21 protein-coding genes and 1 pseudogene are annotated in these 21111 nt (G+C 67.0%); 9 read left to right on the top strand and 13 right to left on the bottom strand.

Annotated features, from left to right (window positions below):
• Window positions 1–21: 21 nt before the first annotated feature.
• Window positions 22–672 carry an MBL fold metallo-hydrolase gene (locus CXQ91_RS23015; RefSeq protein ID WP_104176181.1) on the top strand — a complete coding sequence of 217 codons (651 nt, stop codon included), beginning with the start codon at window positions 22–24 and terminating at the stop codon, window positions 670–672.
• A 132-nt stretch (window positions 673–804) separates the two neighbouring features.
• On the opposite strand, the gene CXQ91_RS23020 is transcribed toward CXQ91_RS23015, so the two are convergent.
• From CXQ91_RS23020 to CXQ91_RS23055, 8 genes are all read right to left on the bottom strand, one after another.
• A complete protein-coding gene (locus CXQ91_RS23020) occupies window positions 805–2712 on the bottom strand; it encodes a DEAD/DEAH box helicase (RefSeq protein ID WP_104176182.1) in 1908 nt (635 codons plus the stop codon).
• 270 nt (window positions 2713–2982) lie between these two features.
• Window positions 2983–3231: a ferredoxin gene (locus CXQ91_RS23025; RefSeq protein WP_104176183.1), complete on the bottom strand. Its 249-nt coding sequence runs from the start codon at window positions 3229–3231 to the stop codon at window positions 2983–2985.
• Window positions 3228–4481 (bottom strand): NADH-ubiquinone oxidoreductase-F iron-sulfur binding region domain-containing protein, encoded by a 1254-nt coding sequence (locus CXQ91_RS23030; protein ID WP_104176184.1) that lies wholly within the window; start codon window positions 4479–4481, stop codon window positions 3228–3230. Before CXQ91_RS23030 ends, CXQ91_RS23025 begins: the two co-directional genes overlap by 4 nt.
• The gene (locus CXQ91_RS23035) at window positions 4478–5035 is read right to left on the bottom strand and encodes a ferric reductase-like transmembrane domain-containing protein (protein WP_104176185.1); all 558 of its coding nucleotides are present in this window, start codon (window positions 5033–5035) and stop codon (window positions 4478–4480) included. Before CXQ91_RS23035 ends, CXQ91_RS23030 begins: the two co-directional genes overlap by 4 nt.
• Window positions 5028–5993 carry an FAD:protein FMN transferase gene (locus tag CXQ91_RS23040; protein WP_104176186.1) on the bottom strand — a complete coding sequence of 322 codons (966 nt, stop codon included), beginning with the start codon at window positions 5991–5993 and terminating at the stop codon, window positions 5028–5030. The genes CXQ91_RS23035 and CXQ91_RS23040 overlap by 8 nt, the downstream gene beginning before the upstream one ends.
• Before the next feature lies 1 nt (window position 5994).
• A complete protein-coding gene (locus CXQ91_RS23045) occupies window positions 5995–6258 on the bottom strand; it encodes a hypothetical protein (protein WP_104176202.1) in 264 nt (87 codons plus the stop codon).
• Between the two features lie 114 nt (window positions 6259–6372).
• Window positions 6373–7587, bottom strand: a complete 1215-nt coding sequence (locus CXQ91_RS23050; protein ID WP_104176187.1) for a sensor histidine kinase KdpD — start codon at window positions 7585–7587, stop codon at window positions 6373–6375.
• Window positions 7584–8252 carry a response regulator transcription factor gene (locus tag CXQ91_RS23055; protein WP_181039017.1) on the bottom strand — a complete coding sequence of 223 codons (669 nt, stop codon included), beginning with the start codon at window positions 8250–8252 and terminating at the stop codon, window positions 7584–7586. Before CXQ91_RS23055 ends, CXQ91_RS23050 begins: the two co-directional genes overlap by 4 nt.
• Before the next feature lie 436 nt (window positions 8253–8688).
• On the opposite strand from CXQ91_RS23055, the gene cycA reads away from it, so the two are divergent.
• Window positions 8689–10179 (top strand): D-serine/D-alanine/glycine transporter, encoded by a 1491-nt coding sequence (gene cycA, locus CXQ91_RS23060; protein ID WP_104176188.1) that lies wholly within the window; start codon window positions 8689–8691, stop codon window positions 10177–10179.
• Here the strand turns inward: cycA and CXQ91_RS23065 are convergent.
• Window positions 10176–11633 (bottom strand): MFS transporter, encoded by a 1458-nt coding sequence (locus tag CXQ91_RS23065; protein WP_104176189.1) that lies wholly within the window; start codon window positions 11631–11633, stop codon window positions 10176–10178. The two genes, cycA and CXQ91_RS23065, sit on opposite strands and share 4 nt — an antisense overlap.
• 108 nt (window positions 11634–11741) lie before the next feature.
• On the opposite strand from CXQ91_RS23065, the gene soxR reads away from it, so the two are divergent.
• Complete coding sequence (gene soxR, locus CXQ91_RS23070) at window positions 11742–12242, top strand: redox-sensitive transcriptional activator SoxR (protein WP_104176190.1); 501 nt, start codon at window positions 11742–11744, stop codon at window positions 12240–12242.
• A 10-nt stretch (window positions 12243–12252) separates the two neighbouring features.
• On the opposite strand, the gene CXQ91_RS23075 is transcribed toward soxR, so the two are convergent.
• Window positions 12253–13287, bottom strand: a complete 1035-nt coding sequence (locus CXQ91_RS23075) for an Lrp/AsnC family transcriptional regulator (RefSeq protein ID WP_104176191.1) — start codon at window positions 13285–13287, stop codon at window positions 12253–12255.
• A gap of 159 nt (window positions 13288–13446) precedes the next feature.
• On the opposite strand from CXQ91_RS23075, the gene CXQ91_RS23080 reads away from it, so the two are divergent.
• From CXQ91_RS23080 to CXQ91_RS23090, 3 genes are all read left to right on the top strand, one after another.
• On the top strand, window positions 13447–14667 hold the full coding sequence (locus CXQ91_RS23080; RefSeq protein WP_104176192.1) for a M20 family metallopeptidase: 1221 nt from the start codon (window positions 13447–13449) through the stop codon (window positions 14665–14667).
• 17 nt (window positions 14668–14684) lie between these two features.
• Window positions 14685–15974 carry an MFS transporter gene (locus CXQ91_RS23085; RefSeq protein WP_104176193.1) on the top strand — a complete coding sequence of 430 codons (1290 nt, stop codon included), beginning with the start codon at window positions 14685–14687 and terminating at the stop codon, window positions 15972–15974.
• Between the two features lie 77 nt (window positions 15975–16051).
• Window positions 16052–16411, top strand: a complete 360-nt coding sequence (locus CXQ91_RS23090) for a hypothetical protein (protein ID WP_146072421.1) — start codon at window positions 16052–16054, stop codon at window positions 16409–16411.
• 31 nt (window positions 16412–16442) lie between these two features.
• On the opposite strand, the gene CXQ91_RS23095 is transcribed toward CXQ91_RS23090, so the two are convergent.
• Both CXQ91_RS23095 and CXQ91_RS23100 read right to left on the bottom strand, forming a co-directional pair.
• Window positions 16443–17069, bottom strand: a complete 627-nt coding sequence (locus tag CXQ91_RS23095; protein WP_104176195.1) for a TetR/AcrR family transcriptional regulator — start codon at window positions 17067–17069, stop codon at window positions 16443–16445.
• Window positions 17070–17267: 198 nt separating this feature from the next.
• The gene (locus tag CXQ91_RS23100; protein WP_374953706.1) at window positions 17268–18134 is read right to left on the bottom strand and encodes an SGNH/GDSL hydrolase family protein; all 867 of its coding nucleotides are present in this window, start codon (window positions 18132–18134) and stop codon (window positions 17268–17270) included.
• Window positions 18135–18327: 193 nt separating this feature from the next.
• On the opposite strand from CXQ91_RS23100, the gene CXQ91_RS23105 reads away from it, so the two are divergent.
• Both CXQ91_RS23105 and CXQ91_RS23110 read left to right on the top strand, forming a co-directional pair.
• On the top strand, window positions 18328–18780 hold the full coding sequence (locus CXQ91_RS23105) for a DapH/DapD/GlmU-related protein (protein WP_104176197.1): 453 nt from the start codon (window positions 18328–18330) through the stop codon (window positions 18778–18780).
• Window positions 18781–18940: 160 nt separating this feature from the next.
• Window positions 18941–19750, top strand: coding sequence for a hypothetical protein (locus CXQ91_RS23110; RefSeq protein ID WP_104176198.1), 810 nt, complete (start codon window positions 18941–18943; stop codon window positions 19748–19750).
• A 42-nt stretch (window positions 19751–19792) separates the two neighbouring features.
• Here the strand turns inward: CXQ91_RS23110 and CXQ91_RS23115 are convergent, their stop codons facing one another.
• Window positions 19793–20377 carry a histidine phosphatase family protein gene (locus CXQ91_RS23115; RefSeq protein WP_104176199.1) on the bottom strand — a complete coding sequence of 195 codons (585 nt, stop codon included), beginning with the start codon at window positions 20375–20377 and terminating at the stop codon, window positions 19793–19795.
• A 396-nt stretch (window positions 20378–20773) separates the two neighbouring features.
• On the opposite strand from CXQ91_RS23115, the pseudogene CXQ91_RS23120 reads away from it, so the two are divergent.
• Window positions 20774–21111: pseudogene (locus CXQ91_RS23120) on the top strand (sulfonate ABC transporter substrate-binding protein); the annotation flags it as partial.

Below are 21111 nucleotides of genomic sequence, written 5' to 3' on the forward strand. Positions count from 1 at the left end.
GGTTTCCGTAGACTGAAGCCCATGGATTCCCTCATTCACGACCTGCGTGACATCACCATCCGCCGGATTTCGGTCAGCGAGATGGACAACAACGTGTATCTGCTGACCAGCAAGGCAACCGGCGCGCAGCTCCTGATCGATGCGGCCGATGATCTGGCCGCCATCCAGGCGCTGCTTGCCGACGCCGCCGCGGATACCTCCGCGACGCCGAAGCTGGCGCTGGTTGCCACCACCCACCAGCACTGGGACCATGTCCGTGCACTGCCGGGCCTGGTCGAGGCCACCGGGGTAAAGACGGCGGCCGGGACGGATGACGCCCCCGAGCTGCCGGTCCCGGTGGATGTCCTGCTGGACCACGGGGACGTGGGCAACTTCGACGGGTTCGATGTGAGCGCCGTACATCTCCGGGGACACACCCCGGGGTCTGTAGCTCTGGTGTACCAGGACCCGGAAGGACCTGCGCACATCTTCTCCGGCGACTCACTGTTCCCGGGCGGCGTGGGCAACACGCAGAACGATCCCGAACGGTTCGCCCAGCTGATCAGCGATGTCAGCGAGCGGCTGTTCGGTGTCTATCCCGACGACGCCGTGGTCCATCCGGGCCACGGTAAGCCCACCACGCTCGGTGCCGAGCGTCCGCACCTCGAGGAGTGGCGCGCCCGCGGCTGGTAGCTTTAGCTACCCTTTCAGGCTGGCGCTGCGCTTCGTGATTTGCGCTACGCGAAATGCCGGTCGCTGCGGATATACCCGCGGCGGCCGGCATTTTGCGTATCGCCAGCTACTTTACGTAGCGAGCCACGAGTGTTAGCGGCTGCGGCGTTCGTTCGACGCCGGAGCTGAGGCACGGCGGGGACCGCCGCTGCGTGCCGGACGGCCTTCGCCGGAGCGGCCGTTGCCGCCGCCGGAGTAGGATCCGCCCGAGGTGCCGCCGGTGTTGGAGGACCAGACTGCAGCGTTGCCGCCGGCTGAGCCGGACTTGCTGCCGGCCGCGGCGCGCTGGCCCGTTGCCGGACGTCCGCCGCGCTGGCCACCCGTTGCCGCGCCGGTGCGGGGTGCACCGCCGCTGCGGGGCGCACCACCGCGGGGTGCGCTGGTGCGGGTTGCGCCGCCGCGAGCGTCGCCGCGTGCATCGGACGTACGGGCGTCAGACCCGCGGCCGGCCGATGCACGGCCGCCTGCTGCGGGAACATCGTTGTGGTGCGAGTATGCGGTGGAACGGCCACGGCCGCGTGCATTGCGGCGCTCGGCGCGCTCGGCGTCGGCGCGGTCCTGGTTCTTCTCGGCAACGCGCTCGGCGGCGTTGCGGGCAGCGGCCTGGCCCTCGTAGGCCACGGCACGGCGCTCGGAACGCGCAAGATCCGTGCGGGGAGCCTCGGCTCCGACGCGTCCGCGTCCGCCACGGCCGCCGCGGCCACCCGCAGTGGGTGCGGCCTGCGTGGAGCGGCGGGCACGCTTGCGCTCGGCGTTTGCACCGGTGGAGGTGCCGCCGCCCTGGTTGGACTTGGCGGCCAGCAGTGCGGCGCGGGTGCGCGGATCGATCTTGTCGGCCATTTCGCCCACCAGTTCTGCAACCAGGGGTGAGTTGGCGGTGACGCGCTCGAAGTTGACCTCAACGCCGGCAGCCTTCATCAGCTTCTTGACGTCGGACTGCTGCTCCGGGAGGGTCAGCGTGACCACGGTGCCGTCGGAACCGGCGCGGGCCGTACGGCCGGAGCGGTGCAGGTATGCCTTGTGCTCTGTGGGCGGGTCAACGTGGATGACCAGTTCGACGTCGTCGACGTGAACGCCGCGGGCCGCGACGTCGGTGGCCACCAGGACGCGGACCTCGCCGGAGGAGAACTCAGCCAGGTTGCGGTCACGGGCGTTCTGCGAGAGGTTGCCGTGCAGGTCGACGGCGGGGATGCCGGCGTCCGTCAGGGTCTTGGCAAGCTTGCGTGCATGGTGCTTGGTGCGCATGAAGAGCACACGGCGGCCGGCGCCCGAGGCGAGCTCAACGATCAGCTGCTTCTTGACGGTCTGGTCGTTGACCACCAGCACGTGGTGTTCCATGGTGGTCACCGCGGCCTGTGATTCATCCACAGCGTGGGTCAGCGGGTTGGACAGGTAACGCTGGACGATCTTGTCCACGCCGTTGTCCAGGGTGGCGGAGAACAGCAGGCGCTGGCCCTGGCTGGGGGTCATGTCCATGAGCTTCTTGACCACCGGCAGGAAGCCGAGGTCCGCCATGTGGTCGGCCTCGTCCAGAACGGTGATCTCGACACCTTCGAGGGTCAGGATGCGCTGGCGGATCAGGTCCTCCAGGCGTCCCGGGCAGGCGATGACGATGTCAACGCCGGCACGCAGGGCCTTTTCCTGACGGGCCTGGGAGATGCCGCCGTAGATCACGGTGGTGGTCAGGCCCATGGCCTTGGCCATCGGCTCGATGGTGGCGTTGATCTGGGTGGCCAGCTCGCGGGTCGGCGCAAGGACCAGGCCCATCGGGCGGCCCGGCTTGCGGAAGTGCTTGGCTTCCCGCTCAGCGAGTCGTGCTACAAGCGGGATTGCGAAGGCAATGGTCTTGCCGGAGCCGGTGCGGCCGCGGCCCAGGACGTCGCGTCCGGCCAGGGTGTCCGGAAGGGTCTTGACCTGGATGGGGAACGGTTCAACGATTCCCTGGGCGGTCAGCGTGTCGGCGAGTGCTTTGGGCGTGCCGAGGGCAGCAAAAGTTGTCATGTGTTTCAAAGGTCTTTCAGGCGGTATCCATGCGGATATCGGCCCCCGGTGCCGGTTGGCCCAGGGGTTCGCCGAAGAAAAGTCAGGTGATCAACCGGGCTGCTGCCAACCTTGCGGCGGCGGAAGCCGGGACCAAATAGAACGCGTTCATCGACGCAGGATGTGCCTCTCACATGAAAAAAACCCACTCCCTGCCGGACAAATCCTTTGGGGGATCCGGTTGATGAACCGAATCAAAGTGGGCATCACTGCACATCAAGTTCCACCAGTCTAGCATCCGGCGGGCCGCCCACTGGACCCGGCACCGCCACCCACCACCCGGAGGGCCAGCTTGGGGCAGAGCTTGATGGCCTCGTCCGCCGCTTCCGCATCGTCCCGGCCGATCGCAATATCCGTGCGGTCGCCGCGCCGGGCCACCGGATAACCCCAGTCGTCGCGCCCCAGCAGCCCGGGCAGCAGCTCAGTGCACAGGCCGCGGCCGTCGCACTTGGTCCAGTCGATGTGCAGGGTCCGGCTCATGCGGCCCTCCCGTTCACGGTCGTGCACGTGCCGGCCAGGTGCGCCTTTATCTCATCGGAGAAGACGTCCAGCGCACTGCCGATCAGTTGGATGGTTCCGTCCGGATGGTGGCAGGCTCCCCTGCCCGCGACGAGCCTGCCCAACCGTTCGAGCTCCCTTACCAGCCGGGGGTCCCGTTCACGGTAGGCGATGCGGTTGAGGACCCCGGCCATCGCCGGCAGTCCGAACATGCAGGGACCGCACTGCCTTGCGGACTCCCCCGCCAGGTAATCGACGATCCCGGCTGTGGTCTCCAGCCCGCAGTACCCGGCGGGGAGTACATGGAAAACACCCGCGCCCGGGCGAACCACGTGGCTGGCCGGCCCGGAAATGGACAGCTTGTAATCAAGGGGCTTCACCCAGCGGCCGTGGTAGCCACCAACCAGTACCGCGGTTACGTTGGCCATGTCGATTTGGGATAGGTAGAGAACCTCTCCCAGAGATACGTTCCCTGCCACCTCCAGAACCTGGTCCGGGCCCGGGCCCGACACGGAAATCAGCCGGGTGCCCGGATCGACGGCGGAGCCCACGCTGCGGAACCAGGCCGCCCCATAGCGGGCGATTAGGGCTATGTGCGCCAGCGTCTCCACATTCAGCACCAGAGTGGGGCGGTTCTTGAGGCCGGATTCGCTCAACCGGCGCCGTTTGTCGAACGGCAGCGCAGAGCCCGTGGCGATCGCGTTGACCGCGGCGCTTGCCTCCCCCGCGATGAACCGGTCCGGAGCTTCCGCCAACCGGATCCCGCGGGCGGCCGGCCGCTCGGAAATGGCCCGTTCCAGGGCGGGGAAATTGGAGGGCCCGGCGTACAGATACAGCTGCGAGCCGCCGACGGCGCGTGCGGCCGCCAACAGCCCATCGATCACGAGGTGCGGGGCCTCGGCGAGCAGCGTCTTGTCCTTGAAGCTGAGCGGTTCTCCCTCGGCGCCATTGCCAATGACAACGGGCCGCGGCGCGAGGATCCCCGCAGGCCGGGATTGCGCCGTTGCGGCCATTTTGCGCCACGATGCGAAGGCTGCGCCGCCGCGCCCGGTCAGGCCCGAGGCTTCCAGCACGCTGATGAGCTCCGGGCCCACGCTGTCCACGTCCAGGGGACCGAACGTGTCCACATGGCGTGCGTACCCGGCATCAGTACCGGCGGCGAAAAGCAGAAACGTGCCGACAGGCGCGCGCCATCCGGTGGACTCGGGAACGGCGGTTTCCCTGAATGTCATCGCAGTCCTCCTTCGCGGGCTTTGGCTGTTTCGAGGAAAGTGGCGGAAAGGCGCCAGATGACTGCGCCCCCAACGGCCGCCACGGAAGCGACAGCAAGCACCAGGAACCATTTGCCGGTTCCGTCTGTCCCATTGCCGATGGCATGCGCCAAAGCGATGGGCCACATGGCGTACGTGAGCCAGTGGATTGCTTTGAACGTGCGTTGGCCGAGCCGGTGGCGCAGGAGCCCTGTGACAACGACTGCGGCCACAAGGTCCAGTGCAACGGTCCCCAGCCCTTGCCAAAACGGCCGGTATGCACCCAGGAAAGGAACCAGGACGTCGATAACGTTGAGCTTGGCGTAGGAATCGAGCAGCAGCGAGCCCACATGCAGGCCCAGGAACACGGTGGCCAGTAGGGCGATATTGCGATGAAGCAGCGAGATGGAAAACCGGGGAAGCACCAGCAGCCGGCGCCCTGAACGGTTCAAGATGCCCAGCAACACTGAAAAAGTGAACAGGGCCAGGGAAACGAACCCGCTCACACGGCCGAATGCCCAGAGAGCCTCATCCATCGGATTGCCCTTCCGCGATGGCATAGTTGTCCGCCGCTTCCGCCGGCCACCCGCCGGTGTGAATGGTGCGTCCGTGCCTGTCCACGAAACGCGCGGGAATGCCCTCGCGCCGGAACCAGTCCACAGCAGCAAAGCCACGGACCACGCCGGCTGTGCTGTAGGCGTTGGCTTCCAGGCACGTGGGCGCGGCCACCGTGACCGAACGCCATACCGGCTCCGCCGGAAGGCCGAAGCGGGGATCAAGAATGTGGTGGACCTGCTCCCCGGCGTGCTGCCAGCGGCGCTTTTGGGTGCTGGAGGTCGCCATGGCGAACCCGGGTCCCAGCGTGGTCTGCTGGACTGGGTCGCCCTCAAGGTCCTGGACGGTGACCTGCCAGCCGCCACGGGGCGCCGGACCGGCGGTGGCGAGGTCTCCGCCCAAGGAGACCAGGACTCCGCATCCCAGTGCAGCGTGCACCCGGACAGCGGCACGGTCCGCTGCGATCGCCTTGGCGGTGGCGCCCAGGTCCAGCCGGATGTCGGGAGGCACCGTGATTGTCTGTCCCGTTACGGTGACACGCCGCCACCCTTCGGGCCGGCGGGCGGTCCGGCTGCGAGCGGTCCCGGGCCCGGTGGGGGCAGCCGCATCAGGGGACAGGCGGACACTGACGATGTCCCGGTCATATCCCAAAGCATCCAGGTCCCGCCCCAAGGTGGGATCGACGTCGCCCCCCGTCAGGATGGCGGCATCCAGGGCGCGCTGGATCAGTAGCGCAAGCAGCGGGCTGGCCTCCGCGCCGTCAGCGAGCTGCGGCTGGAGTCTGGAGAGTTCCGAGTCGGTCCTGAAGCGGCTGCAAGCGTCATCCACGTCCGCCACCACCGCGCGGACCAGTCGGCCGGCCTCGTCGGCCGCATTGGGTCGCGTAACGGTGACGGAGGCCTCAAGGCCCCAGACGGTCCAGGAGGACTGGCCTGCCATGTCAGGATCCCGAGGATTTTCCGTGGACCGCGCCCCCGCTGCCAGGCTGGACGGGGCTCACCCTGGAATAGCTCTTGCCGGGACGGGTGCTGTTGTTGCTTGTGGCGCCGCTGCTGGAATCAGTGGAGGTGGTAGCTGTGGATTTGCTGGCGGCCGTATTGGCGTACACGACGGCGGACGCCACGCCCGCGGTGGCCAGGCTGCCGAGCGTCGCCGCCGTGGTGATACCGATGGCCAGCCGTTTGCCATTACTGCGAATGTTCATGGCCTGTTCCACCTGTCCTGGACGTGAATGCCCTTAACTCAATAGTCCTCGAGGATTCTTTGTGATTTCTTAGACGTTCCTGTCAGTCGGTTTTGATGTCAGTCTGGTCTGCCGTCAGGCGAGCGGCAGGGTGACCTCCACGGCGGCTCCGCCCGCGGGGCTGGAATCAATCCCCACCCTGCCCTTATGGAGCGTGGCGATCTCAGCCACGAGGGCCAGGCCGAGCCCATAGTGCCGGGACACGCCCTCTTTTCCCGCGTCCGCACGTGAAGAGGCGAATCGCTCAAAGGCCCGGGTGTCGAAGCCTGGCGGGAAACCGGGCCCGTCATCCGCAACCCGGATGACGGCCTCGCGGCCCTGGGTGCTGACCTGGATTGTGACAGTGCTTTTTGCGTGGTCCAAGGAGTTGGAAATCAACGCAGTGAACACGCGCCCCAGGGACACTCCGGAGCCGCGTACGGTCACGGGCACGGAAGGGAACTTCGTTTCCAGCAGGATGGACCGTTTCTGCGCCTCCGCTTCGGCCAAGGCGGCCGCGCCCGCCCCAATGCTGCCAAGATTGACCGGCCCGTAGTCAGCAGCGGCGCGGGGATCGGCGGAGATCAGCAGATCGTCCAGGATTCCGGTGAGGAGCTTTGCGTCGTCGACGATGCCCTTCACGCCGTCGGCCACTTCCTCGGGACGCGGCCCGGCCCCGGGCCGCGTTAGTTTCCTTCGCAGCACCTGCGCCCTGGTGCTCAGCAACGTCAACGGCGTGCGTAACTCGTGGCTGGCATCGGCCACGAACCGACGTTGCAGGGCCAAGCTCTCGGCAAGCGGGCGCAGAGCCTTGCCGGCCATCCACACGGATACAAGGGCAGCAAGGACGGCGGCCGCCGCTCCGGTGGTGCTCATTGCCAGAACCAGCCGGTCTGCTTCCTCCTGGCTCTCATGGCGGTCCAACGCGGCCTGGACCACCCTTCCGTCATGGAAGGCGGTCAGTACCGCGTAGCTCCTCCCTCCCACTTCGCTGGTCCCCGTTTCGCTGCGGTGCGATGCCAGCACGCGGCTGATCGCGGAGGTATCGGGAAGCCCTGCGGGCATGTTGCGCGATACCGCCAGCTGGCCATTGTTGAATATGGCCACGAAGACGTCCAGCGGGGCGTCTCTGGGCGAATCGACCAAGGTGGCTGCCGCCATCTTCCGGTTGTCCGACTCGCTGGCGGCAGTGGTAACAATCGAATACAGCAAGCCGCCCATGAGGGCGAGGATGGCCACGATGAGCGCCGTGAACTGAATCGACAGCCGCGTCACCGCGCGCCTGAATTCTGACTGGTCCCGCGTGGTCACGGGGCTTCACCAAGGCGGTAGCCGATTCCCCGGACGGTAAGCACAGAGTTCCGTCCCAGCTTCTTGCGCAGATAGTGCACGTAGGTGTCCACCACCCCGTCGTCGTCGGCATCGGGAAAGACAGCTGCCCGCAGCGCCTGCCTTGTAAATATCTGCCGCGGACGGCGACCCAGCTGGGCCAATAGCCCGCATTCCCGTTCGGACAGGACCACCACAGCCCCGCTGCCCAGCGTGACAGTCCGGCCGGTGATGTCCAGCATGCCGCCGGGGACTGGGACAGCGTCCGCTTGTGTGGAGTGCCTTCGCAGGAGGGACCTAAGCCGCGCCAACAGCTCGTCGATGTCGAACGGTTTGCCGAGGTAGTCTTCGGCCCCGCGGTCCAGGCCCTCCACCCTGTCGGCGGGATTGCTCAGCGCCGACAGGATCAAGGCAGGCGTCGAAATTCCCTTGTTGCGGAGCCTGCCCAGCACGTCCAGCCCTTCGATGGCCGGAAGTCCGCGGTCCATCAGCAGGACGTCGAAAGATTGGCTGAGGCCTTCGTGCAGAGCGCGCTGTCCGTCCGCGGCCAGGACCACCTCGTAGCCTTCGCCGACAAGTAACTCCCGCAACATCGAAGCCAGGACGGCGTCGTCTTCCACCAGCAGCACTTTCGGGCCGTCGCTCATGCTGTGAAGTATAGGTCCGCCGCACGGGGCCATTGTTAAGTCCAACAACGGACTACGATTGATGCTCTGACGCTCGACGTTTGTCGAGGAGCAATCGATGCGGACGGCGGCGCATTAGCCCTTTCCGGGACACGGAACAGGGAGGCTCCGCGATGGCCACCCAGCCCGGCAACGTGCCGATGAACGCCCTTTCCCACCGCGGCGGAACGGCGCACCGTTCCGGACCGCCGCCGTCGGAATCCGGTCAATACCCCGAACGGAAAGCATTCCTGCCCCGCCGGAAAAGGCCGCAAAGTTGCCCCTAGTCTTAATCCACACCCCCAACTGTTACCTCCGTCACACTGGTGGCGGCTCCGTGCGGATGGCGGTGCGGCTACCTGCTCCCAGAGCAGGCAGCCAGCAACGCAGTCCGCCTGTGACAAGGAAAGAAGCACTGATGTCTGAACGCACCACCACGGTTGCCAGGAACACTGCAACGGAACCAACCAGCGGAGGCCACAGCCAGGAACCGCACCTTGCCCGAGCGCTGAGCAACCGCCACATCCAGCTGCTGGCCATCGGCGGCGCCATCGGAACCGGCCTGTTCATGGGCTCCGGCAAGACCATTTCCCTCGCCGGCCCTTCCGTCATCTTCGTCTACATGATCATCGGCTTCATGCTGTTCTTTGTGATGCGGGCGATGGGCGAAATCCTGCTTTCCAACCTGAACTACAAGTCCTTCAGCGACTTCGCCGGAGACCTCCTGGGCCCGTGGGCCGGGTTCTTCACCGGCTGGTCCTACTGGTTCTTCTGGGTTGTCACCGGAGTGGCGGACATTGTGGCGATCGCCGGCTACGTGGACAAGCTCGCCCCCGGCACCCCGCTGTGGATCCCGGCGCTCATCACCCCCGTGGTGCTGATCCTGCTGAACCTCCCCACGGTCAAGGCCTTCGGTGAAGCAGAATTCTGGTTCGCCATCATCAAGGTGGTGGCCATCGTGGCGCTGATCGGCACCGGCATCGTGATGATCGCAACGAACTTCACCTCCCCCAACGGGGCTGTGGCCAACCTGGCCAACATGTGGAACGACGGCGGCATGTTCCCGCACGGCATGTTCGGCTTCATCCTCGGATTCCAGATCGCCATCTTCGCCTTCGCGGGCATCGAACTCGTGGGCACCGCGGCGGCCGAAACCAAGGACCCGGAGAAGAACCTGCCGCGGGCCATCAACTCCATCCCCATCCGCGTCCTGCTCTTCTACGTCGGCGCCCTGGTGGTCATCATGGCGGTCAACCCGTGGCGGAGCATCGACGCCGCGAGCAGCCCCTTCATCGGCATGTTCACCCTGGCCGGCCTGGGCATCGCAGCAGTGGTGATCAACCTGGTGGTCCTCACCTCCGCGGCCTCCAGCGCCAACTCCGGCATCTACTCCACCTCGCGCATGGTCTACGGCCTGGCCCAGGACGGCAACGCCCCGAAGGCCTTCGGCAAGCTGAGCATCCGCAAGGTTCCGCAGAACGCCCTGCTGTTCTCCTGCATCTTCCTGCTGGCCGGCCTGGTGCTGCTCTACTCGGGCGACTCCGTCATCGGCGCTTTCACCGTGGTCACCTCGGTTGCCTCGGTGCTCACCATGTTCGTCTGGTCCATGATCCTGGTCAGCTACATTGTGTTCCGCCGCCGCCGGCCGGAACTGCACGCAGAATCCGCCTTCAAGATGCCCGGCGGCACCTTCATGCCCTACGTGGTGCTGGCGTTCTTCGTGTTTATGCTCGTGGCGCTTGCCCAGGCCGACGACACCCGCCTGGCCCTGTTCGTAACGCCCCTCTGGTTCCTGATCCTGGGCGCGGCCTGGCACTTCAACCGGAAGACGCCGCTCCAGCAGGCGCGGATCGCAGAGTGGAAGGCTGAGTCTGATTCGGACAAAGCAAAAGTCAGCGCCCTGAGCTAGGACGTTTGACGCGCCGCAACCCGCGGCGCCACAACCACAGCGACGACGGCGATGGCGGCCGTGAGGGCGAACACTCCCGCGAAGGAGGCGCCCGACACCCCGCCCGCCGTCGTCGTTGCGGTTAAGGCCGTGAACACGATCCCGGTGGCGGCAAGGGCCAGCGCGCCGCCGAGGGAATCGGAAATGGACATGGCGGAACTGTTGAAGCCCTCCGTGTCCGGAGTGGACATGGCCAGCGTCATGACGCTCAGGCGCGGATACATCAGCCCCATGCCGCCGCCGGCGAAGATCCAGCCCGCGATCGCGACGGCGGCCGGCCAGCCCAGGACGGTGGTCACCAAGGCAAGGACGACGGCGCCGAGCACCATCGCGGACCCGATCACGATGGCCAGCCGGTGGGTCAGCTTCGTACCGAGCCTGCCCTGGACCGCGGAAGCTCCGGCCCAGGCAATTGCACCGAACGTGAGGGTCAGCCCGGCGAAGGTGGGCGAATAGGAGTAGCGCTCCACCAGCAGGTACGGCAGGTAGACCTCCGCCCCGAAGAACGCCGCCGAGATCAGCCCGCGGGCCAGAATGACGCTCGGCAGCCCGCGCCGGGCCAGCAGTGTGCCGCGGGGCACCAGCGGCCGCACCGCCACCAGTGCAATCACGACGGCGGCTGCCGCCAGCGCGCCGCCCGCTACCGGGACCTGCGCGGAGAGGTTCAGGCCGAGGACGGCGAGCGCCGCGAGGGCAGCCCAGGCGAGCCGGCCGTAGGACCACCGCCTGGCCTTCGCACTAGCCTCCGGCACGTCAGCTTTCGGAGGGCCCTCAGCCGCTGCCGGACGGCCGTGCAGCCCGCGCAGCGCGGGCACGATCATCAGGAGCGCCGGAACCACCAGCCCCACCACACCCAGGAACACCCAGTGCCAGCTTGCCGCCTGTGCCACGATTCCGGCGGCGAAGGGGCCCACCAGGGACGGGATCACCCAGGCCGCGGAAAAGGCGGCGAAGATCTTCGGGTGCAGCACCGGCGGGTAGACGCGTGCCACCACAACGTACAGGGCCACGGTCATGGCGCCGCCGCCCAGTCCCTGCACCAGCCGGCCGGCCACCAGGACGGCCATGCTTCCCGCGGTGCCGGCGATCAGCAGGCCAAGCACGAACATGGCCACCGACGCGTAGAGCGGCCCGACGGGCCCGCGGCGGTCCGACCAGTTGCCGGCCGCCACCATGCCGATCACACCCGTGGCGAGGGGGCCGGCGAAGGCCAGGGCGTAGAGCCCGGCGCCGTCCAGCTCACGGCTGACCAGCGGCATGATGGTGGTCACCGCGAGGGATTCGAAGGCTGCCAGGAACACCAGCGCGCACGCGCCGAACGTCACCAGGAGGTAGTGGCGGTGCAGGATTCCTGCGGTCGCCGGGGCGGATGCTGGGGCGCTTCGTTGCACGGTGGTGGCCTGATCAATAGTCATGGACGTTACCGTAGGACCTCAACTAAGGTTGAGGTCAAGGTGCCGCCCGGAATGCGGAAATGACGCTCGGCGTTCGGTTACAGCCTTCGTGAAAGCCTAGGGGGAAGCATGCCACAGCTTGTCGGCGGAGCACACCATGCCCTGAGCGTCGGTGAGTTGTCCGAACGGAGCGGGGTGGCGCCGTCGGCCCTTCATTTCTACGAACGCAACGGCCTGATCTCCTCCGAACGGACCTCCGGAAACCAGCGGCGGTACCGCCGCGACGCCTTGCGGCGCGTCGCGTTCATCCGGGTCTCCCAGCGGGTCGGCATCCCGCTGAAGGAGATCCGGGCGGCGCTGGATTCCCTGCCTGAAGGCCGGACCCCCACCAAGCGCGACTGGTCCCGACTTTCGCGGCTGTGGCGCTCCGAACTGGACGCGCGCATCGCTGCCCTGGAGCATTTGCGGCGCGACCTGGACGGGTGCATCGGATGCGGCTGCCTCAGCCTGAAGGCCTGCCGGCTGCAGAATCCGGAGGACACGCTGGGCGACGGCGGCACGGGCCCCCGGCGCTGGGAACCCGGCTCGCGGGACACTTACACCGGGGTCTCCGAAAGTCCGGACTCCTAAGCGTCCAGCCTTAACCCGACGGAAGGCTCAACCCCACAGACGGCACGACGGCGCCGGTCGCCGTCGAGTCCGGGTTCAGCATCCAGCCCACCCGCTTGACGCTGCTGAGCATCACCACGCTCTCCACGAGTTCAATCCCCGGGATCCGCTGCTGCAGCGCAAGTTCCTCGGTCAGGACGTCGGCCACCGACTGCAGCCACATGATGATCACAAAGTTGGTCCGCCCGGTGGTGGAGGCGGCCAGCCGGACGTTGCGGAACCCCCGGAGCTCGGCCGCCGCGGCATCATGCTGGCCGGGCGGAACATTTGCGAACCACTGGCACGTCACCGGGAACCCGGAATACTTCTGCGCGATCTCGCAGCGGAAGGACAGCACGCGGCTGGCCAGCACGCGGTTCAGCTGCCGCTGGACCGTGGCCGGATGCCGCCCCAGGGCGCGGGCGATGTCCGCTGCCGTCGCCCGGCCATCCCGGGCCAGGAAGGGCAGCAGGTCCAGGTGGCTGGCGGGCAGCGGCTCCCGCAGGGACAGGGGCGGAGCGGACCCCGCTGCCTCAGGTCCCGCCTTGGTCCGCAGCGCCGCCACCTGCGCACGGTCCAGGACGTTGAGCCGCCAGGAGTAGGCGCCCGTGTGCAGGCGCGTGCACAGCGCTGTCTGGTACTTCACGAGCCCGTCGATGTCCTTGAGCCGCGCGGCCACGGCGGTGCCGAACTCCTCCAGGGACTGCGTGATCGCCGTCAGCATCAGGTCACGGTTGCTGGCTGCCTCGTCCACGGTGACTATTTCCGGCACTGCCGCCAGGGCCTCCGTCACATCATCACGGCGGTGCATCTCGCACTCCACGTCCACAAACGCCAGGCACATCTGCTGCGGGTCGCCCATCAGGTGGGCGGTGACCCAGGACGCCCCGGCGGTTCGCAGCCGCTCCCAGCGTGCGGCAAGCGTGGTGGCGTGGACACCCAGGACCTCTGCGGCGTCCGCCCAGCTCAGCCGCGGCGCAATCTGGAGGGCGTTGATCAGCGCCAGGTCCTCCTCGCTGAGTTCCATTTATCCCTCTCCCTGCCCTCGTCCGCTGCGCGAATCCTGCGGTCAGCAGTACCTATTTGCATTTTTCCAGCCATTTGGCTGTCTGTGAAGTGTGTCACGACAGACTGGAGACCGGAGCCGCAGAACCGCTGCCGGCCCGCCGACAGATCAGGAGCACGCATGCCGATCATCACCGACGCCAAGGCGCTGCAGGGGGACCTTGCCAGGTTCAGGCACCAGCTGCACCAGGAGCCGGAAATCGGCCTTGATCTTCCGCGGACCCAGGAAAAGGTGCTGAAGGCGCTGGACGGGCTGCCGTACGAGATCACCCTCGGCGAGAGCACGACGTCGGTCACTGCGGTCCTGCGCGGCGGCGCACCGCACGGCTCTCCCGCCAAGCCGGCGGTCCTGCTCCGCGCGGACATGGACGGCCTTCCGGTCCAGGAAAAGACCGGCGCCGAGTACACCTCGAAGATCGACGGGGCCATGCACGCCTGCGGCCACGACCTCCACACCGCCATGCTGGCCGGAGCCGCCACGCTCCTGGCCGAGCGCCGGCACGAACTGGCCGGCGACGTCGTCCTGATGTTCCAGCCGGGCGAGGAGGGCTTCGACGGCGCGAGCCACATGATCCGCGAAGGCGTCCTGGACGCCGCCGGACGGCGCGTGGATGCCGCGTACGGCATGCACGTGTTCTCCGCTTTGGAACCGCACGGGAAATTCTGCACGCGGCCCGGCGTCATGCTGAGTGCCTCCGACGGGCTGTGCGTCACTGTACTGGGGGCCGGCGGCCACGGTTCGGCGCCGCACTCGGCCAAGGACCCGGTCACCGCGGCGGCAGAGATGGTCACCGCGCTGCAGGTGATGATCACCCGGCAGTTCAACATGTTCGATCCCGTGGTGCTGTCGGTGGGCGTCCTGCAGGCCGGGACCAAGCGGAACATCATCCCCGAAACCGCCAGGATCGAAGCCACCGTGCGCACGTTCTCCGAGGAATCCCGGGAGAAGATGATGACTTCGATCCCCGCGCTGCTTAAGGGCATCGCCGCCGCGCACGGCCTGGATGTGGATGTGGAATACCGCGCCGAGTACCCGCTGAGCGTCACTGACGTGGACGAGACCAACACCGCGGAGGACGTGATCCGCGGGCTGTTCGGCGAAGGCCGGCACACCCGCTTCGCCACGCCGCTGAGCGGCTCGGAAGACTTTTCCCGCGTCATGAACGAGGTCCCCTCCACCTTTATCGGCCTCAGCGCCGTGCCGCCTGGCGCCGACCATATCGCCGCAGCGTTCAACCACTCCCCCTATGCCACGTTCGACGACGGCGTCCTCGCCGACGGCGCCGCACTGTACGCGGAACTGGCACTCTCCCGCATCGCCACCCTGGCCGCCCGGTCCTGAGAACCCAGGAGAACACCATGACAACCACCGTCAGCCCGCAGCTCGCGGCCCGCACTGCCACCAGGAAGACCATCATCGGCACCGGCATCGGTAACGCCGTCGAATGGTACGACTGGGCCATCTACGCCACCTTTACGCCGTTCATCGCCAGCCAGTTGTTCAGCAAGGCGGACCCGGCGTCTGCGGTCCTGTCCACGTTGGCGATCTTCGCCGTCGGCTTCGTGGCACGTCCCTTCGGCGGCTTCCTCTTTGGCTGGATCGGGGACAGGGTCGGCCGCAAAGCGTCCATGACCCTGGCCGTAGGCCTGGCCTCCCTGGGCAGCCTGATGATCGGCATCGCGCCCACTTTCGCTGCCGTAGGCGCGTGGGCATCCCTTATGCTGCTGGTGGCCCGGCTGGTCCAGGGCCTGGCGCACGGCGGCGAGCTGCCGTCGTCGCAAACCTATCTTTCCGAAATGGCACCCCGGGAACACCGGGGGTTCTGGGCCACGCTGATCTACACGTCCGGCACCGTGGGCATCCTCTTCGGCACCCTCCTGGGCGCTGTCCTGAACATGGCGCTGAGCACCGAGGTGATGAATGCCTGGGGCTGGCGGATCCCGTTCCTGATCGGCGCCGCCATGGGCTTCTACGCCCTGATCATGCGGTCGAAACTGCACGAGACGGACGTGTTCGAAGGCGAGAGCGCGACGGAGAAACGGGCGCCCATCTGGCCCCAGATCGTCCGGCACCGCAAGCAGGCCCTTCAGGTGATCGGCCTGACTGTGGGGCTGACCGTGATCTACTACATCTGGGGCGTGGTGGCCCCGAGCTACGCCACGACCGCCCTCAAGATCGACCGTGGTGAAGCGCTCTGGGCCGGCGTGATCGGCAACATCGTCTTCATTGCCGCCCTGCCGTTCTGGGGCAAGCTGTCCGACCGGATCGGCCGCAAGAAGGTCCTCTGGGCCGGCGCCATCGGTGCGGCCGTGATGCACTTCCCCATGACCTGGCTGCTGAAGGATTCCGCGTGGCAGCTGGCGGTCGGCATGTCCGTGATGCTCATCTTCATCGCCGCCAGCGCGGCCATTGTTCCGGCCGTCTACGCCGAACTGTTCCCCACCAGCATCCGCACCGTGGGTGTCGGCGTCCCCTACTCCATCTGCGTCGCAGTGTTCGGCGGAACCGCGCCGTACCTGCAGCAGTGGCTTGGCACCACGCTTCAGCTGCCCAGCCTGTTCAATATCTACGCCGTGGTGCTGCTGCTGATCAGCGCGGCATTCGTCTTCACTCTTCCCGAAACCAAGGGGAAGGACCTGCGCGGCTGACGCTGCGTCCTGGGTGAACCGGCGAAGGCCGGGCGGCTTGGCCGCCCGGCCTTCGCGGTGTCTGCGAGAATGGCGCCATGCGGGCACCTTTTGTACACGAGGCAACCGTCGGGATGGCGGCCGACGGCGACCCCCGGGGCCCCGGCGGGGCCATCACCCTGGAATTATGCGGGAGCTGGGACCACAGCCCGCCCTGCCCTGTGGCGGCCCACCATACGCGGGCTGAAAGAGCGGGCGGGACGGTGGTCCTGCGGGTCGTTTTCGCCACAGAGCCGGAAGATGAAGCGGACGTGCGTCGCAGGATCGATCAGGCACTCCACTCCGGCACGGTGACCAGCCCGGACGGCGTGGTCAGCCACTGGGAGTTCCACGGAAGCAGGATAAGCGTGCCCACCCCGGCCGAGGCCGAGCACGCCCGGGGCCTCGCTGGGACGTAGCAGGCGGTGCCGCCTCGGGTTGAGTTCTGCCTCAGGTTGAATTCCGCGCTGCCGAGACCTGAGGCCGTCTGACCTGCGCGGGGCGGGGTATGGCTGAGCGGATGATCTGCCGGGCCGCGGACCGGGCAATGCAGGGCGTATCGGAGTCGGGAGACGTGATGCCGCCTGCCTGGGCCCCTTCGAGGATGAGCACAAGGGCCCGCGCCAGTGCGACCGGGTCGTCTGCACCAGTCTGGTGGGCCAGCCGCGTGACCCAATCGAGGACCCGCGCATTGTGCAGGGCGATCCTCAGGTGGGCGGCGGTGCCAGGGCGGATCTGGGCCGCAGCCCGCAGGAAGGCGGCACCGCGGTGATCGCCCGGCCGGCCGTCCCAGGAAATGGCGTCGAACATGCCGAGCAGCTGGTCAGCCGTGTGCGTTGCGAACGGACCTGCCGCCTGCCTCAAGTCCGCGGCCCAGCCGAGGCCCAGCTCATCAATATAGGCAAGGACGAGATCATCCCTGGTCGGAAAATACTTGTAAAAGGTCGCCTTGGCCACGCCGGCCTCGGCGATGATGCGGTTGATGCCGACTTGGTACAGGCCTTCGGCGGAGAACAGGGCGGATGCGATCTTGAGGATACGGTCACTTACATCTTCGCGCGCGCTCGGTTTGTCCAATGTTCACCTCCTCGGCAAACAGTGCCAGGAACAGCTCCACTTCAGTTGCTTCCCCTAATGACGTCTTTTTGCTTCGGCCGGTTCATTCGGCAAAACGAATGACATAACACTTCCACTCTACGCCCGGCAACGTTTTTGGACCGTTGGCGTTGCCCGAGGACAACCCGAGCCTACCCGATGGCAGACAGACCTGTCTGTCTATTGACTCAGGTCCTTCATCGCGGCGGCAGGTTGCCCAGTGCTATTCACAGGGGCCGCAGTGGGGCGCTTTGCCCTCAGTTCTTCCAGGGCCACCCCTTTCCGCAGCCGGTGCCAGGCCCAAGGCAGGAGGTACCTGCGAGCCCACAACAGGTCTCCTGCCCTGGCCTGGGGCCAACTGCCACGCGGCAGATCCCCGGGTTCCAGCGGCCGGAGCCGGTGCGGGACGCCAAGCGTGTCCAGCACCATCATTGCCACGGTGTGGTGGCCCAGCGGGGAGAGATGCAGCCGGTCCTGGTCCCACATCCGCGGGTCCCTGAGCGTCCTCAGCCCCCATAGGTCGGCAACCACGGCGTCATGCCGGGACGCGATGTAGCGGATGTTTTCGTTGAAGACGGCAACCTTGGTCCGGTTGCGGCCCAGGACGGGCGTTGATCTCCAGTCGGGCCCGGTGAAGAGCACCAGGGTGGCGCCGCAAGAACTCAAAAGCTCCACCCCGGCGTCGAGCCTGTCAGCCAATTTGTCCGGATCGCCGCCGTGGAAAACCATGTTGTTGCCGCCCGCTGAAACCGTGATCAGGTCCGGCTGAAGGGCCAACGCCGGCCCAACTTGCAGGTCCAGTATCTGCTCCAACAGCAGGCCGCGTACGGCAAGATTCGCGTACGCGAAGTCCTCATGAGCAATGCTCAGTTCCTCTGCCACGCGATCGGCCCAACCGCGCACTCCACCAGGACTCCGCGGGTCGGGGTCGCCCACTCCTTCCGTGAACGAATCCCCCAACGCAACGTACCGGCGCCACGGGTGGGCGCCGGCACCCGTCACGTCGCCTGCACGAGGAACACCACCGTGGGGCTGGCGTCCTGACAGATATTTGTCATTCGCGGTCACCCTGCACCTCCTTGTGGGAAGCCTGAGCCCTTTGTGTGAATAACCATCGGAAGGGCCTACATGTTCCGAAGTTTGATCGGCAGCGGGCGAATTTCTGCGTGGAATGCACGTCGCGTTTCGGGTGTTTAAAGGAGTGTCTGATGGTATGTAGCTCCGGACTGACAGGAAGGTCATGAGCAGGAAAATCGAGACCGTGGAAGACGACGCCGGGAAGGTCATCACCTACCACCGGCACCCGAACGGTGGCGGTCTGATCGGGCGTGGTGCCGAGGTGCACGAGACGTCGTTCATCAGTTCAAGTGCCTATGTGGAGGCCGGCGCCCGGGTGGAGTCGGGATGCCGGGTCGGCGGCGGCAGCTGGATCGACAGGCAGGCGCGTATCGGCCACCGGGGGGTGATCGGTGACGCGGTGTACGTCGGGCCGGGAGCCGTGGTCGGTAACCGGGTCCATATCGGCAGCCACTCCCGGATCGGGGCCGGTGCCGTTATCGCCCACGGGGTCCGCCTGCATGGGGACACCACGGTCGCGCCGGGCAGCCACGTAGCGGCCAGAAGCAAGCCGCCAGCAAACTCGTCATCACGGTCCCGTTCGGACGGCAACGGTACGGTGCGAAAGGCAGCCTGAGACCGGCGCCTTACGCTGCGCCTGCCAACAATGCGCGCAGCGGAGACGAAGTCCAAGTCAGGCCGAAAGCCTCTCGTGAGCTGCACCGGGGGGCGACTAGTTTGGGTCATAGTCACCGGCCGCGTAGGCGCAGCGGAGACCATGAAAGCGAGGACGCGTAATGGGCAGCGCAGGGGATCCTGAAGGCGGGCGGGGTCGCGACGGAGCGGGAGATGACGTTCCCGAAACTCCGGGCCCAGCGGATAGCCGCGCTTCTGACCGCGGAGTTGACGACGGCTTCTACGAAGAATCCGACGGCGACGTCCCCTACGCCGAGGACGCCGGCTTGGAGGACCCCGCGTACGTCGAGGACACCGGCGGCCCGGTGGAACGTTTCTTTCCCGCAGACCCGGCCGCCGCTATCCGTGAAGCCGTGGTTGCCCGCGAAGAGGAGCGGTTCGGCGGCATCAAGATCGGCTCGGCGTTCTTCGGCTGGCTCACCGCGGCCGCAATTGCTGTTCTGCTGGTAGCTGTGGTTACGGCGGCCGGCCGGGCCGGCTTCCTGGCCGGCACGGACCTGATCGCCCAAGCGGGGCAGGCATCATCAGGTGGAGTGGCAGCCTCGATCACGCTCGTGTCGATCCCGTTCCTCGCCTATTTTGCGGGCGGCTACGTCGCAGGACGGATGGCGCGCTTCAACGGCATCGGCCAGGGGCTCATGGTGTGGTTGTGGACCGTGATCTTGGCGGCGGGTGTGGCCCTGTTGGCGATTGTTGGCGGCGGGCAGCTCAGTGTCCTGGCCACGCTCAATAGCTTCCTCCGCTTCCCCATAGGCGACGGTCAGCTGAGTACGAGCGGCGTCATCGCAGCCATAGCTGTGGCCGCATCAGCTCTGCTCGGCGCCGTGCTGGGCGGCATCGCCGGAGTTCACTACCACCGAAAGGTGGACCGTGCCGGATTCGCGCCCACGGAGGGGTACTACCAGCCCTAGTTTGAGGGCCTACCGACCCTGGTAGCAGGGCTGCGGTGCGGGTCAGCCCTGGACGGCTGCCACAACCCGCTCGCCGTTGATGTATTCGAGCTGCCAGCCATCTACGGCATGGTGGTGGGCCAGGTTGAGCGCGGCGTTGTCGATGCTCTGCAGAGTTCGGCCGATGGCGCGGCTGAGGCTCACCCGGATGAGCGTGCCGTGGGCGACCACCAGGACGCGGCGGCCGCGGAACTCCTCGGCCAGCGTTTCCAGTGCGCCCAACCCGCGGGAGGCTGCCTCGTCCTCGCTTTCGGCGCCGCGGAAACCACCGGGCGTCCGCAGTGCGTCCAATTCGGGGCCGGCCTGCAGTCCCTCCGCGGGCCCGAAGCTGCGCTCGGTGAGCGCCGGCACGCGCCTGGTCACGCTGAGCCCGAGCCCGGCAGCAATCAGGTCGGCGGTTTCCGCGGCACGGCTCAGCGGCGAGGACACGATGGCATCCCAATCGTGGCCCGACAGGACGGAGACGGCGTCGCTTGCCTGGCCGCGGCCGACGTCGTTCAGCGGAATGTCGGTGGAACCCTGCAGCCGGCGCTGCGCATTCCAGTCCGTCTGGCCATGGCGGACGAGGGCGAAGGTCGTAAGGGTCATGCTTTCCATTGTGCCCTGACAGCGCGCGGGCTCCGAAAACGGCGGGTACGAAGGACGGCCGCCACATTGGCGCCGCATGTGAAACGCCGCGTGACATTTCGCGACGTTTCGGGCACTCTGCGCCGCCTTTCAGGGCCGCGGATGACGCTGTGAGTCACCCCGTTACTGCCCGTGAACGCAGGAGTCGCGGGGCATTGTTTCCGCCGGATGCCGGACCGTAATCTCAGTCCAAGCGCTGGGACCGGGGCACCGGACGAGCTCCACAAGAGCAGCAGGCCCCCAGCAGCTGGCCCCTCACGGAGGGCGGCAAAAGACTGCCGCCGCGAGCCTCCGTCCCCCCGACTGTTGTCCGGCGGCGACCCCTAAACGGGCTGCCCCACTCTTGAAGGAATCCCCATGTCATCGCATCAGAACCCCGAAGGATCCACCCGCATCGTTGCGGGCCAAACGGCCAAGCCAAAGCGCAAGCGTGCCCTCGGAATCGGCATCGCCGCGGGCCTCGTAGCCCTGATCGCCGGCGGCGCGGTAGTGGCGTCAAACCTCAACCGCGGCACCGAATCACAGCCGGCGGCCGCCGCGGCCGCCGCTCCCACCCCCGCGGCCGAGCTGAAACTTGGCTTCTTTGGCAACGTCACCCACGCCCCTGCCCTGGTGGGCGTCAAGGAGGGTTTCATCGCCAAGAGCCTGGGCGAAACGAAGCTGAGCACGCAGGTGTTCAACGCCGGCCCGGCTGC

It is taken from the genome of Arthrobacter sp. Y81 (assembly GCF_002929335.1).
Classification (GTDB): domain Bacteria; phylum Actinomycetota; class Actinomycetes; order Actinomycetales; family Micrococcaceae; genus Arthrobacter.